The sequence below is a fragment of the Ruegeria sp. SATB027 genome (genome assembly GCF_059613825.1).
This window is the reverse complement of sequence record NZ_JBXWTH010000017.1, coordinates 70245-85195: the sequence shown is the minus strand read 5'-3', so window position 1 is coordinate 85195 and position 14951 is coordinate 70245. Positions and strand designations below refer to the sequence as shown.

The 14951-nt window shown below is 57.1% G+C and carries 15 protein-coding genes; 12 read left to right on the top strand and 3 right to left on the bottom strand.

From position 1 onward, the window contains the following. Positions 1-53 precede the first annotated feature (53 nt). The 6 genes from AC2FPW_RS02380 to lexA all read left to right on the top strand — a co-directional run bounded on the left by AC2FPW_RS02380 (position 54) and on the right by lexA (position 4879). Positions 54-635: an anthranilate synthase component II gene (locus AC2FPW_RS02380; protein ID WP_480472961.1), complete on the top strand. Its 582-nt coding sequence runs from the start codon at positions 54-56 to the stop codon at positions 633-635. Then, a complete protein-coding gene (gene trpD / locus AC2FPW_RS02375; RefSeq protein WP_480909519.1) occupies positions 632-1651 on the top strand; it encodes an anthranilate phosphoribosyltransferase in 1020 nt (339 codons plus the stop codon). The genes AC2FPW_RS02380 and trpD overlap by 4 nt, the downstream gene beginning before the upstream one ends. Beyond that, positions 1648-2460, top strand: a complete 813-nt coding sequence (gene trpC, locus AC2FPW_RS02370; RefSeq protein ID WP_496812447.1) for an indole-3-glycerol phosphate synthase TrpC — start codon at positions 1648-1650, stop codon at positions 2458-2460. The genes trpD and trpC overlap by 4 nt, the downstream gene beginning before the upstream one ends. After that, positions 2460-2933 (top strand): cyclic pyranopterin monophosphate synthase MoaC, encoded by a 474-nt coding sequence (moaC, locus tag AC2FPW_RS02365; RefSeq protein WP_267364518.1) that lies wholly within the window; start codon positions 2460-2462, stop codon positions 2931-2933. Before trpC ends, moaC begins: the two co-directional genes overlap by 1 nt. Next, entirely contained in the window at positions 2930-4102 is a 1173-nt protein-coding gene (locus AC2FPW_RS02360; RefSeq protein ID WP_496812445.1) for a molybdopterin molybdotransferase MoeA, read from the top strand. Before moaC ends, AC2FPW_RS02360 begins: the two co-directional genes overlap by 4 nt. Positions 4103-4180: 78 nt before the next feature. Further along, entirely contained in the window at positions 4181-4879 is a 699-nt protein-coding gene (gene lexA / locus AC2FPW_RS02355) for a transcriptional repressor LexA (RefSeq protein WP_496812444.1), read from the top strand. Here lexA and AC2FPW_RS02350 read toward each other — a convergent pair. Then, entirely contained in the window at positions 4876-6921 is a 2046-nt protein-coding gene (locus AC2FPW_RS02350; protein ID WP_496812443.1) for a ComEC/Rec2 family competence protein, read from the bottom strand. The two genes, lexA and AC2FPW_RS02350, sit on opposite strands and share 4 nt — an antisense overlap. Positions 6922-6999: 78 nt before the next feature. Between AC2FPW_RS02350 and gltX the strand changes: the two genes are divergently transcribed. Together gltX and gltA are read left to right on the top strand one after the other, a co-directional pair. Continuing rightward, entirely contained in the window at positions 7000-8400 is a 1401-nt protein-coding gene (gene gltX / locus AC2FPW_RS02345) for a glutamate--tRNA ligase (protein ID WP_496812582.1), read from the top strand. A 121-nt stretch (positions 8401-8521) separates the two neighbouring features. Continuing rightward, positions 8522-9817, top strand: coding sequence for a citrate synthase (gltA, locus tag AC2FPW_RS02340; protein WP_480485519.1), 1296 nt, complete (start codon positions 8522-8524; stop codon positions 9815-9817). A 93-nt stretch (positions 9818-9910) separates the two neighbouring features. Here gltA and AC2FPW_RS02335 read toward each other — a convergent pair whose 3' ends face one another. Beyond that, positions 9911-10978 (bottom strand): PA0069 family radical SAM protein, encoded by a 1068-nt coding sequence (locus tag AC2FPW_RS02335; RefSeq protein WP_496812441.1) that lies wholly within the window; start codon positions 10976-10978, stop codon positions 9911-9913. A 270-nt stretch (positions 10979-11248) separates the two neighbouring features. On the opposite strand from AC2FPW_RS02335, the gene AC2FPW_RS02330 reads away from it, so the two are divergent. From AC2FPW_RS02330 to AC2FPW_RS02320, 3 genes are all read left to right on the top strand, one after another. Further along, positions 11249-11947, top strand: a complete 699-nt coding sequence (locus AC2FPW_RS02330) for a corrinoid protein (RefSeq protein WP_496812440.1) — start codon at positions 11249-11251, stop codon at positions 11945-11947. Positions 11948-12092: 145 nt separating this feature from the next. Next, complete coding sequence (locus AC2FPW_RS02325; protein WP_496812439.1) at positions 12093-13130, top strand: Hint domain-containing protein; 1038 nt, start codon at positions 12093-12095, stop codon at positions 13128-13130. A gap of 77 nt (positions 13131-13207) precedes the next feature. Continuing rightward, the gene (locus AC2FPW_RS02320; protein WP_480480760.1) at positions 13208-13867 is read left to right on the top strand and encodes a DUF1638 domain-containing protein; all 660 of its coding nucleotides are present in this window, start codon (positions 13208-13210) and stop codon (positions 13865-13867) included. Positions 13868-13869: 2 nt separating this feature from the next. On the opposite strand, the gene AC2FPW_RS02315 is transcribed toward AC2FPW_RS02320, so the two are convergent. After that, on the bottom strand, positions 13870-14280 hold the full coding sequence (locus tag AC2FPW_RS02315) for a SufE family protein (protein ID WP_267367543.1): 411 nt from the start codon (positions 14278-14280) through the stop codon (positions 13870-13872). 138 nt (positions 14281-14418) lie between these two features. Between AC2FPW_RS02315 and AC2FPW_RS02310 the strand changes: the two genes are divergently transcribed. Continuing rightward, a complete protein-coding gene (locus AC2FPW_RS02310; RefSeq protein ID WP_480919614.1) occupies positions 14419-14949 on the top strand; it encodes a hypothetical protein in 531 nt (176 codons plus the stop codon). Positions 14950-14951: the final 2 nt, after the last annotated feature.

The window sequence follows — 14951 nt, the reverse complement described above, 5'->3', positions numbered from 1 at the left end:
GGCCCGGGGTTGCATCGCCAGCCCGAAATGCCCAAGCGAAGATAAGTGCCCATATGCTGCTGCTGATCGACAACTACGACTCGTTTACCTACAATTTGGTACATTATTTGGGCGAACTTGGTGCCGAAATGGTCATTCGCCGCAATGATGCGCTGGATGTGCAAGAAGCAATGGCCATGAACCCGGCTGGGATCCTGCTAAGTCCCGGCCCCTGCGACCCAGATCAGGCGGGCATCTGTCTGGCTCTGACCGAAGCGGCGGCCGAGACCAAAACACCCCTTTTGGGGGTTTGTCTTGGGCATCAGACCATTGGACAGGCGTTCGGTGGCAAGGTGGTTCGGTGCCACGAAATTGTGCACGGCAAAATGGGCATCATGCACCACACCGGAAAAGGCGTCTTTGCTGGCCTTCCATCGCCCTTTGAAGCCACACGCTACCATTCGCTGGTGGTCGAGCGTGAGACGCTGCCCGACTGTCTTGAGATCACAGCCGAGCTGGAAGACGGCACGATCATGGGGCTGCAACACAAGGAACTGCCTATTCACGGTGTTCAGTTCCACCCTGAATCGATTGCTTCCGAGCATGGTCACGCCCTTCTCAAGAACTTCCTGCAAGAACTGAAAGTCCCCGCATGAGCGACGCGCTGAAACCGTTGATCGGAGCAGCCGCCGATCGTCCGCTGACCCGTAAAGAGGCCGAGACCGCCTTTGGCATCCTGTTCAACGGCGAAGCCACGCCAAGCCAGATTGGCGGGCTGTTGATGGCCATGCGTACAAGGGGGGAAACGGTTGATGAATATGCCGCGGCCGCGGCTGTGATGCGCGCCAAGTGCAATGCCGTGCGGGCGCCCGAAGGGGCGATCGACATCGTTGGCACGGGCGGAGACGGGAAAGGCACCCTGAACATCTCGACCGCGACTGCATTTGTCGTCGCAGGTGCTGGCGTGACAGTCGCAAAACACGGCAACCGCAACCTAAGCTCCAAATCCGGCGCAGCGGATGCATTGGGGCAAATGGGTATCAACGTTATGGTTGGACCACAAGTTGTTGAAAGTGCTCTGAAAGATGTCGGTATCGGTTTCATGATGGCACCGATGCATCACCCGGCCATTGCGCATGTTATGCCCTCACGGCAGGAACTGGGAACGCGCACGATTTTCAATATCCTGGGCCCGCTGACCAACCCTGCCGGTGTCAAACGGCAACTGACGGGTGCCTTTAGCCGCGAGCTGATCCGCCCCATGGCTGAAACACTAGGCTTGCTGGGGTCAGACCGCGCGTGGCTGGTACACGGATCGGACGGGACAGACGAGTTGACGATCACCGGTATCAGCTGGGTTGCCGCTTTGGAAGATGACGTGATCAAAGAGGTCGAGCTGCACCCCGAGGATGCTGGTCTGCCTGTGCACCCTTTCGAACACATCCTCGGCGGAACCCCTGAAGAGAACGCCATCGCATTTCGTGCGCTGCTGGACGGCACCCCGTCCGCGTATCGTGACGCAGTGTTGCTGAACTCTGCCGCGGCATTGGTTGTCGCTGATGCGGCAAGTGATCTGCGCGAAGGTGTGGCCATGGCCGCCGAGAGCATCGACAGCGGTGAAGCCAAAAACAAAATTACGGCCTTGGCCGCCAAGACTCAGGAGGCCGCATGACCGAAACCGTTCTGGACAAGATCAAAGCCTACAAACTGGAAGAAATCGCAGCAGACAAGGCTCAGAAGTCCTTGGAAACGCTGGAAAGTGAAGCACGTGCCGCTTCGGAAACCCGCGGGTTTGCCGCAGCGCTTCAAGCTGCGTCCCGGCAAGGTTACGGCCTGATCGCTGAGGTCAAGAAAGCCAGCCCCTCCAAGGGTTTGATCCGGCCTGATTTTGATCCGCCTTCCTTGGCCAAGGCATATGAAGAAGGCGGTGCTGCGTGTTTGTCCGTGCTCACCGACACGCCCAGCTTTCAGGGTGCCAAGGAATATTTGACACAAGCGCGTAACGCGACATCTCTGCCCGCTTTGCGCAAAGATTTCATGTATGACCCTTATCAGGTGGTCGAGGCACGTGCTTTGGAAGCCGACTGTATTCTGATTATCATGGCATCCGTCAGCGATGATCAGGCAGCCGAGTTGGAACAAACCGCTTTCGATTGGGAGATGGATGTTCTGATTGAGGTGCACGACGAAGCCGAGCTTGAACGCGCAGCCCAACTGAAAAGCCCATTGATTGGCATAAATAACCGCAATCTCAAAACCTTCGAGACCACTCTTGATACTACACGCCGCCTGTCCAAACTGGTGCCAGCGGACCGTACTATCGTGTGCGAAAGCGGGTTGGGCAGCCCGGAAGATTTGCGGGATATTGCGCGCTACGGCGCCCGGTGTTTTTTGATCGGCGAAAGCCTGATGCGCCAGGACGATGTCGAAGCGGCCACCCGCCTCATCCTGTCCAATCCGCTTATCCCCGGAGTGATGTGATGCCGCTGACCCATTTCGATGCTCAAGGTCAGGCGCATATGGTCGACGTCTCGGGCAAAGAGGTCACAGATCGCATAGCCGTAGCTGTAGGTCACGTGAAAATGGCGCCGGAAACCTATGGAATCATTTCAGAACAACGCGCAGCAAAGGGCGATGTTTTGGGCGTTGCCCGCCTGGCCGGTATCATGGGTGCAAAGAAGACGCCGGATCTGATCCCGCTCTGCCATCCTTTGCCAGTGACCAAGGTTGCCGTTGAACTGACCCTCGACCCGGATCTGCCGGGTGTTCAGATCGAAGCGACAGTCAAGACGTCAGGTCAAACCGGAGTTGAAATGGAGGCCCTGACCGCCGTTTCCACCGCAGCCTTGACTGTGTACGATATGACCAAGGCGGTCGACAAAGCGATGGAAATTGGCGGCATTCATGTAAGTCTTAAAGACGGCGGGAAATCAGGACGTTACGAGGCGAAATGATTACCGTCGAAGAAGCGCGCGCCCTGCTGTTCGATCTTGTCGGCCCTTTACCTTCGGAACAGGTTCCACTGGCCCAGTCTGCGGGACGTGTTCTGTCGCACGAGGTTGTGGCAACGCGCAACCAGCCTCCTTTCGCCGCATCATCGATGGATGGCTATGCCGTCAAAGCCGACGAAGTCGAGCTTCATGCCATGTTCAAAGTGGTGGGAGAATCCGCCGCGGGCCGTCGTTTCGACGGCTCAGTAGGCCCCGGTCAGGCCGTACGTATCTTTACCGGCGCTCCGGTTCCCGAGGGCTCAGACTTCGTTGTGATTCAGGAAGATACCGACCGGCGTTGCGATCTGATCACGATCACAGACGACCCCGGCCCCAAAACAAACATCCGCCCTGCCGGTGTGGATTTCATGGCAGGCACGCCCATCACGGCACCGCGTATGATCCGCGCCGAAGACGTTGCCCTGATGGCTGCGATGAATATCGCGCAGGTCCCGGTTTCTCGAAAACCCGTGATTGCCCTGATCTCGACCGGCGACGAACTTGTCATGCCCGGCGAAGAACCGGGACCGGACCAGATTATCGCGTCGAACACGTTTGGATTGCGGGCATTGCTTGAGGGGCTCGGCGCTGTGGTTCGTGTCCTTCCGATTGCACGGGACACGGTTTCATCGCTTGAGACTGCGTTTGACCTGGCGCGAGGGGCCGATCTCGTTGTGACGATTGGCGGTGCGTCGGTTGGTGACTACGACCTTGTATCTGATGTATCGCAGGGTTTGGGGATGGATCGGTCTTTCTACAAGATCCGAATGCGCCCCGGAAAACCCCTGATGGCTGGTCGCATGGGTGGCACCGCGATGGTCGGACTTCCTGGGAACCCGGTCAGCGCGATGGTCTGTGGCTATCTGTTCCTTGCCCCGATGGTGCGCCGGATGCTGGGGTTGGAATTGGTTCTGCCGCCCTTTCGGTCTGCCCACTTGACCGAACCACTGACAGAAAACGGCCCGCGCGAGCATTACATGCGCGCGGTTCTGGGCGAAACGGGTATCCGGGCCTGTGCAGATCAGGACAGCTCTCTCCTTAGCGTTCTGGCGCAGGCAAACGCCCTTTTGGTCCGTCCCCCGAACGATCCCGCCCGCAAGACCGGGGAAACGGTTCAGTACCTGCCGATCTGAACTTCTCCCAAATTCATTGACACAAAACGTGAACATGCGTAGAACAAAAGAAAACGCATGAGCGACGAGGTGTGAGCAATGCTGACCAAGAAGCAATTGGATTTGTTGAAATTCATCCAAAAACGCGTGCAGACGGACGGTGTTCCGCCCAGTTTCGATGAAATGAAGGCCGCGCTTGACCTGCGGTCGAAATCCGGCATCCACAGGCTTATCACTGCACTGGAGGAACGTGGCTTTATTCGTCGCCTCGCGCATCGTGCCCGCGCGATTGAAATTGTGAAACTTCCCGAAAGCCTTGGCGGCGAACCAACTGCCGGTTTTTCACCCCGCGTGATCGAGGGTGACAGGCCCAAGGGCCCCCGCCCGACCAATATTGAGCCAGTTGCTGTGGATGCGCTGGAATTGCCGGTGATGGGTCGGATCGCGGCGGGTGTCCCCATTGAGGCGATCAGCCACGTGTCTCATCACGTAGCGGTCCCCGGCCCCATGGTTTCCGGAAAAGGCGAGCACTATGCGCTAGAGGTTCGCGGCGACTCGATGATCGACGCGGGCATCAATGACGGGGATGTGGTCGTCATCCGCGAAACCGCGACTGCTGATAACGGTGATATCGTGGTTGCACTGGTAGAAGATCAGGAAGCGACGCTGAAACGCTTTTTCCGCCGCGGCAACGCTATTGCACTCGAAGCGGCCAACCCGGCTTATGAGACGCGCGTTCTTCCCGAAGAAATGGTCAAGGTTCAGGGTCGCCTAGTCGGTCTGATCCGGACCTATTAATCTTGCTTCAAACGACGGTCCCCGGCGGGCTTCGGGGACCAGAGCCGTTGGCCTGTCAGTTCTGCGCTGGAAGTCAGCTTTCCGTCCGACAATGACAGGCTGCCGGTTTCGCTCAGGTGATCCGGATCGAAGATGGCGCACGCGCCCGCAAGGGGCAGCGCGACCGTCGAAACAATGATCTGGTTGTGTTTGCATTCGTCGAACGCGCGCGCAGCCCTTTTGCCCGAGATATGGATAATTTCCTTGTCCAGATAAGGGTACCGCTGAACGGTGCTGCTATCCGGCCATCGGCCTGCTGCCGCAATCTGATCAACACCGTCACCGTCATTCTCCAGCCAGACGCTGGCGACAAACCCACTGCCTTTGCTTTTACTCAGGGCCCGGCCCTGAGGGGTCATCACACCGACCAACCCCCCGTTTTCTGCAATCAGAACATCTGGCCTGTGGCCCGAGTTCCAAAGCAAAAATGACAGAATGACGGGCCCGACCCCGTACCAACGCGCGCGCCCTTGCCACAAGGCCAGCCACAAAGCCCCAACAGCAACAAGTGGCAATACATACCAGGGCGGACTGACTACAAAACCCTGAGCACCGCCGAGATGCGACACCCAGTTTGACACCCACAGGATCCAATGCAGAGCCCAGCCCATTACGGTCAGTGGGACAGCCTCCAACCCAAAAGGGGCCGCCAGTGCGGCGACAACTGCCGCAGGTACAACAACAAGGCCCATCACGGGCACTGACAGCAGATTCGCCAACAATCCATAGTGAGACATCGTATTGAAATGCGCAGCGCCAATTGGGGCCGTGGCAAGCCCGGCTATCGCCGAGGACATAACCACGCCAGCAATCGGTTTTAACCAATTCGGGCCCGGTAACGGACCCACCTTTTGCAATGCACCGAAGACGGCGACCAATGCTGTCGTTGCGGCAAAGGACATCTGAAACCCTGGGCTAAGCAGCGACTCGGGCCAAAGAACCAGAACGATCAGCGCAGCAACAGAAACCGCACGCAATGAAATCGCACGCCTGTCGATCAACACGGCCCCCAGCATGACACTGACCATGACATAGGCGCGTTCGGTTGCAATATTCCCACCGGACAGCAGTAAATAAAGCGTTGCCGCGATCAGCGCGAACACAGCCGCAACTTTTCGAACAGGTAGCCTCAATGCCACGTAGGGGATCAGTGAAAAACCAATGCGACAGGCCACAACAACAAAACCCGTCAGTAACCCCATGTGAAGTCCGGAAATGGCAAGCAAATGCGCCAGGTTCGACGCGCGCAGGGACAAGAGCGTCTCTTGCCCCATACCACTGCGATCACCTGTGGTGACGGCAGCAGCAAACCCACCGATTTCTCCGGGCAGGATTTGTTTCACTCGCCGCGATATCGCCATTCGGATTGCGGTAATCCGAACACCGCCAATACCGTCTTTGGCTGGCGCAATCGTCAAAACAGGAACGCGGGTATACCCGACTGCACCCAGCCCCTGAAACCAGGCATGGCGACGAAAATCGAACCCGCCAGGTTCAACCGGGCCCTGCGGCGGCGAAAGATGCGCTGTGGTCATGATACGTTGCCCAGGCGCAAAAGGGTCTGTCGCGCCATGAACAGAAAGACGGATGCGTCGCGGCCTGCGCTCATTCGGTACGTCCCCTACGCGCACCTGATCGAGCGTCAACCGCAACGCATCCGAGGCAGACCGATCCATAGCGACGACCCTCCCCTCGACAGGGCCATAGTACCGCCAGGACAGAACCGGTTCTGCCACCATATGGGCGCGAGTACCTGCCAGTATGACACCGACCGCAATCAGCGCCCCCCCGGTCGCTAACGTTCCCACCCCCGGTGGCAGCCGGCGGCTTAAGGCAAAAAGAGCCAGGACCAAGCAAAACAGACCTGCATATACCGGCCAGCCGGGCTCGCTCCGGGCACCGAAATAGAGACCGATCCCCGTTGCCAGCATGACTGGCGTCCACGGAAACAGGTACCCTGTCTGGTGCAGCAGCGCGGCCTCGACCCGTGCAAGAACACGCATGGTTGCCCCCGTCCTTCGGGCTCGTTAGACAGGCGTCAAACTATGCCAGATACGGTTACCAAAAGGTTAATCCTCAACATGTCCGAACAGGTCGTCACACGTTTTGCCCCCTCGCCCACAGGTTTTCTGCACATCGGTGGCGCGCGCACCGCATTGTTCAACTGGCTTTACGCCCGCGGACGTGGTGGAAAGTTCCTGCTGCGGATCGAAGACACCGACCGGGAACGCTCGACCCCCGAGGCGACCGCCGCGATCCTTCAGGGCATGGAATGGCTTGGACTGGATCATGATGGCGATGTAATCAGCCAGTTCGAAGGAGCTGCCCGGCATGCTGAAGTCGCGCACCAGCTTCTGGCCGAGGGAAAGGCATATAAATGCTTCTCGACGCAGGACGAAATTGCCGCCTTTCGGGAACAGGCACGGGCCGAAGGCAAGTCGACCCTGTTCCGCAGCCCCTGGCGTGACGCTGATCCTTCAGCACATCCCGACCTGCCATTTGTCGTTCGCATCAAGGCTCCGCAAGACGGCACAACAGTGATCCGCGATCAGGTTCAGGGCAACGTGACCATTCGCAACGACCAACTGGATGACATGGTTTTGCTGCGTTCCGACGGGACACCGGTCTACATGCTGGCGGTGGTGGTCGACGATCATGATATGGGTGTTACCCATGTCATTCGCGGCGACGATCACCTCAATAACGCGGCGCGCCAGATGATGATTTACGAGGCGATGGGCTGGGATGTTCCGGTCTGGGCCCATATTCCGCTGATCCACGGGCCAGACGGTAAGAAACTGTCCAAACGCCATGGCGCGCTTGGCGCGCAGGAATATCAGGCCATGGGCTATCCCGCCGCTGGAATGCGCAACTATCTGGCCCGCTTGGGCTGGAGTCATGGTGACGATGAATTCTTTACGGATGCACAGGCAAAGGACTGGTTTGATCTGAACGGCATCGGCAAAAGCCCTGCCCGGTTTGACCTGAAAAAATTGGAAAACCTGTGTGGTCAACACATCGCCATCTCTGATGATGCTGCGCTGCGGCGTGAAATCGAAGCGTACTTGGCCGCAGCCGCTTTACCGCCCCTGACAGATTCACAATCCAGTGATTTGGAACGTGCGATGTATTGCCTCAAGGATCGGGCACGGACTTTTCCTGAACTCCTTGAAAAGGCTTATTTTGTTCTGGCAGGTCGCCCGATTGTTCCCGACGGGAAAGCGGCAAAGGCGCTGGCATCTGTATCCGACGGTATACTGGAAGAATTGACGCCGCAGCTGCAAAATGCTAGCTGGTCTCGGAACGAACTGGAGGAGACCCTGAATTCCTTTGCCGAGTCAAAGGAGCTCACGTTCGGCAAGCTGGCTGGCCCGCTCAGGGCCGCGTTGGCTGGTCGGGCCGTAACGCCTTCGGTTTTTGACATGATGCTTGTGCTGGGACGGGATGAAACCCTGGCGCGGCTTTCAGAAGCAGCGAAGTAACCCGAATTTCATAAACGGGTAACGCTGCTCCGCTAACACCCGGACTGCGCGAAAGCGCGCAGTCGTTGCCCGCACTGCCCGAGGTTCCTTTGGCGTGCGCATGAATGAAGAAGGGATACCCATGACTGACAGCAACAAAACAGCCACTCTGACCGTTCACGGCAAAGAGTATGAGTTGCCGGTTCATTCCCCGACCGCCGGTCCGGATGTCATTGATATTCGAAAGCTTTACGGTCAGGCAGGTGTATTCACCTATGACCCCGGTTTCACTTCGACAGCAAGCTGCGACAGCACCATAACCTTTATCGATGGTGAAAAAGGCGAGTTGCTGCACCGCGGCTATCCAATCGACCAACTGGCCGAAAAATCGCACTTTCTTGAGGTCTGCTACCTTCTGCTCTACGGAGAGCTGCCGGTCGCAAAAGATCTGGAGAAATTCGAAACCACAATCACCCGCCACACCATGCTGCATGAGCAGATGCAGTATTTCTACCGTGGTTTCCGCCGCGACGCGCACCCGATGGCCATCATGGTCGGTGTTGTCGGCGCGATGTCGGCCTTCTATCACGATTCGACCGATATCGCGGACCCGCACCAGCGCGAGGTCGCCTCGCATCGCCTGATCGCCAAAATGCCGACAATCGCAGCATGGGCTTTCAAATACCACACAGGGCAGCCCTTCGTGTATCCGCGCAATGACTTGGACTATGCGTCGAACTTCCTGCGCATGTGTTTCAGCGTTCCCGCCGAAGAATATGAGGTCAACCCGATCCTCAGCCGCGCGATGGACCGTATCTTCACGCTTCACGCGGACCACGAGCAAAATGCGTCAACGTCTACCGTGCGTTTGGCATCGTCATCGGGCGCAAATCCGTTTGCATGCATCGCCGCCGGCATTGCTTGCTTGTGGGGACCGTCCCATGGTGGCGCCAACCAAGCATGTCTGGAGATGTTAGAAGAGATCGGTACCGTTGATCGCATTCCCGAATTCATCGCCCGCGCCAAAGACAAGAACGACCCGTTCCGCCTGATGGGCTTTGGCCACCGCGTGTACAAAAACTTTGACCCACGGGCTAAGGTGATGAAGCAGTCGGCCGACGAGGTTCTGGATCTTCTGGGCATTGAAGACAACCCGAAACTGCAGGTCGCTAAAGAGCTGGAACGCGAAGCGCTGGAAGACCCGTATTTCGCCGACAAAAAGCTGTTCCCGAACGTTGACTTCTATTCGGGTATCATCCTCGAGGCGATGGGTTTCCCGACCTCAATGTTCACACCAATCTTCGCACTTTCACGGACCGTTGGCTGGGTTAGCCAGTGGAAAGAGATGATTGAAGATCCACAGAACAAAATCGGCCGTCCGCGTCAGCTGTATCTGGGTGAGACACTGCGCGACTACGTGGACATCGAAAACCGCTGAGCCATTAGGGTTCGCAATCAATCCAGAAGGCCCCGGTTAATCCGGGGTCTTTTGCTTTCGTTACTGAAGCAGCGGACGGTTCGGCATTTGGTTTCAGAACAAGCTCATTTGATCCCCGGGTTGCGGCGGAACTGCAAACAGGCCGCATCTTAACGGAGCGGATTTGATCGAAAGCCCCAGTCTTTTGCAGGTTTTAGCAAACCTCAGGGCGATGAGCTCGGCGTATTCCCCCTCACCCCGCATCCTGTGCCCCCAGCGCGGATCATAGTCGCGCCCGCCATGCATTTCACGCAGCTTGGACATGACCTTTTCTGCACGGGCGGGTTCGTGCTCTGCCAGCCAGTCCTGCCAAAGATGAGAGACTTCGCGGGGCAATCGCAACATGATCCAGCTTGCCGCATCTGCGCCCGCCTCTTTTCCAGCGTCCAACAGGCTCTCCAACTCATGATCTGTCAGCCCAGGCACAATAGGCGAGGTCATCACGCGAACCGGAACGCCCGCATCGGTCAACGCTCTGATCGTCTGCAACCGACGCGCCGGAGACGGTGCGCGAGGCTCCATCCGCCGGGACAGACCTGCATCCAGCGTGGTGAGCGATATACCAACCCGCGCCAATCCCCGGCTGGCCATGTCAGCCAGAATATCCAGATCACGCTCGATCAATGTTCCTTTGGTCACGATTGCGACCGGGTGGTTGAATTCTTGCAAGACCTCAAGGCACGACCTTGTAATCAGGCGGTTTTTTTCGATGGGCTGGTAAGGGTCAGTGTTTGTCCCGATCGCGAGCGTGGCGACCTTGTAGGACTTTGCCGACAGTTCCTTGCGCAGAACGATGCTCATGTTGGGGCGCGCAATAAGGCGGGTTTCGAAATCCAGTCCTGCGGACAAGCCCAGATAGGCATGGCTTGGTCTGGCGAAACAATAGACACAGCCATGCTCACAGCCCCGATATGGGTTGATCGAACGATCAAAAGGCAAATCAGGTGAACGGTTATAGGTGATAGCACTGCGCGCCACCTCATCCCGCGTCTCGGTTCGCAAGGGCGGCAAGTCTTCATCGATGTCCCACCCGTCATCAACAGCCTGCGTTGCAAACCGTTCAAACCGCCCGGTCGTATTGGACGTCACCCCCCTTGATTTGATGATATGCCCGATGCTCACGGCACATTTGTTCCCTTTTTGTTCTTATCGCACGATAAGCCTGAAACGAATCCTGTGCAAGCCAGCACCGCGAAGAAACCGGGAAGCATTGATGAAAAATAAACAGGATAATATTGCAGACTTTTCAATCGAGCCGGTGCCATTTTTGGCATATAGGTCGGTCCCGAAACGACCAACGTCGCAATCGTCACAGTCAGAATGCGACGTTTTGGCCAAAACGGAAAAAATGCCACCACGGGCCGATGGCCCGCCCAGCACAGGGAATACCCCATGTCCGACGAAGAAGATATCGTCCTGTCCGAACTGAATGATGACGAACTGGTCGATCAGATGTTCGACGATCTCTATGACGGATTGAAAGAAGAGATCGAAGAAGGCACCAATATCCTGCTGGAACGCGGATGGACGCCGTATGACATCCTGACCAAAGCTCTGGTTGGCGGCATGACCATTGTGGGCCATGACTTCCGCGACGGCATTCTGTTCGTTCCCGAGGTTCTGCTGGCAGCCAACGCGATGAAAGGCGGCATGTCGATCCTCAAGCCGCTGCTGGCCGAAACCGGTGCTCCGCGTGTTGGCAAGATGGTCATCGGCACCGTGAAGGGTGACATCCACGATATCGGCAAGAACCTTGTGTCGATGATGATGGAAGGTGCAGGATTCGAGGTTGTCGATCTGGGAATCAACAACCCGGTCGAGAATTACCTGGAAGCACTGGAGACGGAACAGCCCGACATTCTGGGCATGTCCGCACTGCTGACCACCACGATGCCCTACATGAAAGTCGTTATCGACACTCTGGTCGAACAGGGCGTGCGCGACAATTACATTGTTCTGGTCGGTGGCGCGCCGCTGAACGAAGAGTTCGGCAAAGCCATCGGTGCAGACGCCTACTGCCGTGACGCTGCAGTTGCAGTGGAAACCGCCAAGGATTTCGTGGGCCGCAAGCACAACCAACTGGCTGGCTAAGACCTTTAAGGTTTTTCTTAAAAGACCGCCCATTTCGGGCGGTCTTTTTCGTTTCAGCGCTCCGCCCCTTCATGAGGTGTATCGTTTATCCGTTTGTAAACGAAAGTGCGGTTAAAAACCGAAACGTCCAAGTTTCGGGGGTTCCGTGCCGCAGTCTTTCACAGCCATTTCGTTGGGCAAACTTGCCGATATCGATATCGCCGAGGGCAACAATGTCGCCGAAAACGCCTCTGCCCTGGTTGGGCAAACCTTCGGTCACGCGGACGCGCCGTTGGCGCATAACAGCGTGACGTGGAACGTGGTTGGAAACTCCGGCTCTGCCTATGACATGAACAACATATCTGCCAATGATCGGTTTTCGATCGACGGCGGCGCGCCGCAAACCTTTGATGGCACATCAGTGTACCACGCCACCGTCACTTATTTCGACGGCACAAGTGCAAACATTACTGCCGTTGTCGCGCAGGATGTGGATGGCAACACATATTTGGTGCCTGAGTTCTCGGCCAATGCAGATCAAGCCGCTCTGGAAGCGGGGCCTATACATTCGATCACCTTCAACAGCCTTGCTGGCAATCGATATTCAGGCATGGTGTCCAGCCGTGAAGACTGGGATCTGGTCCCCTGCTTTACCTCCGGCACGCTGATCAGAACCCGCAAAGGGGAACGACCAGTGGAAACGCTGCGCCCCGGCGACTGGGTGGAAACCCTTGATCACGGGTTTCAAACGGTGCGCTGGGTTGGGCAGCGGCTGGTTCAGGCGGTTGGCGCGTTCGCGCCGGTCCTGTTCAAGGCAGGCGCGCTTGGGAACACCCGCGATCTGCTGGTGTCGCAGCAACACAGAATGCTGATCCAGAGCTGGCGCCTGGAACTGCATACCGGCCAAAACGAAGCACTGGCCCCCGCCAAACACCTGATCAACGGACATGACATCATCCTTAAGCCTGGCGGGGTCGTAACCTACATTCACATTCTGTTTGATCAGCATGAGCTGCTCTGGTCGGAAGGCTGCCTGAGCGAGAGCTTTCATCCCGGTGCCCAAAGCTGGAACGCCCTTGAACAGTCAGCCCGACAAGAGATCCTGTCCTTGTTCCCCGAGATATCAAAGCAAGGTACTGTCGCCTACGGCCCGCCCGCTCGGCCTCTGTTATCGGCATTCGAAACACGAACGTCGGCAGCCTGACACGAGATGTCGGAAGAAGGCTTGCCTGCAAGCTGTTTTCATTCTCTTGTGCCATGAGCCCATAAGGATGCCGATCCATGCCAAGCGATACGTTACCAGATGATGCAAGCCTGACGACCAAAGGCTATGACGGCGTGGAAAACGCAAGCATCCTGCTGATCGCCTGTGGGGCGCTTGCGCGCGAAATTCTGGATATCAAAACGCGCAACGGCTGGGATCACATGGCGCTGACCTGCCTGCCTGCAATCCTGCATGTTCATCCGGAACGGATCACCCAAGCAGTTGAAGACAGCGTGGCCAAACACCGCGACAGGTTCGAAAAAATCTATGTGGTTTACGCCGATTGCGGAACCGGAGGTCTGCTGCAATCCGCTTGTGAAAAACTGGGTGTCGAGATGGTAAAAGGCCCTCACTGCTATTCGTTCTTCGAAGGCAATCAGGCCTTTCAGGAACGCGGCGAGGACGAAACAACTGCCTTCTACCTGACTGACTTTCTGGCCCGCCAGTTCGACGCATTTGTCTGGAAACCACTGGGTCTGGATCGCCACCCGGAACTGCGGGACATGTATTTCGGCAATTACACCAAACTAATTTATCAGGCCCAGATCGACGATCCGAAACTGACCGAACGCGCACGGGAATGCGCGGACCGCATGGGATTGGCGTTCGAACGGCGTTTCACCGGCTACGGCGATCTGGAAACCACTTTGTCAGACTGGGCAAACCGCCCCGAGTGACCTCAGGCGTTTTCCTGCGCGACCTGGCGGATGCGTTCGATCATGGCCCGCAGTCCATTGGACCGCTGCGCTGAAAGATGGTCGTTCAAGCCCAATCGGGCCAGTTCCGCTGCCGCATCGACCTGCGGCACCTCGGACACCGGCAGACCGTTGTATAGGGACCGAAGCACGGCGATCAGCCCGCGAACGATCAGCGCGTCACTGTCACCATCAAACTTGAACACGCCTGCTTCGATCATCGGGTGCAGCCAGACCTGACTGGCGCAGCCGTGAACCTTTGTCGCCGGAACTTTCAACGCGTCATCCAAAGGCTCCATCGCCTTGCCCTGTTCGATGACATGGCGATACCGGTCTTCCCAGTCTTCGAGAAACTCGAAATCCTCGACAATGTCTTCAAAGGCAGGCGTGGCCATGGCGCAGTGATCCTTTCGTTGAAATCACAATGTGACCTATGCCGACGACCACCTGCTGTCCAGCCCCAGCTGTGGCTTTTCAACGCGAAGAATATACGCTAACCCATTGTCTGAATTCGTGTGAAAAGCAGTGGGTCCATGCAAAAGTCTCTGTCCGTTCTTATCATCGCCATGCTGACCCTGACTGCCTGCGGCAGCTGGCGCGACTCGCGGGTGAATCCGTCAAACTGGTTTGGCTCCAGCAAGTCTGTGAAGTCTGAAACACCGCCGGACCCAAATGCCGCCGATGCGTTGGTTCCCAAGACAAGAGAGGGAAGCGGCCTGTTTTCGCGCCCAGATGCCGAAGACACCAGTGTTCCAATCGCCAAAATCGATGAGCTGCGGATCGAGCCAATACCGTCAGGCGCGATCATTTATTCCTCCGGCACCGCGCTTCGGCAGGGCGCCTATAACGCACGCTTGGTTTCCGTTAATTCAGAAGAAAACAAAGAAAAGGGGATTCTGGAATTTGTATTCCGCGTGAATTACCCCAACTCAGAGACCCCACAAGGATCTGAACGCACAAGAATGGTGTCGGATGCAATAAATGTCTCGACTCAGGATCTTGAAGGCATTCGCCTGATCCGCGTCGTCGGGCAACAGAACACCTTGGAATCGCGGCGGCGGTAATC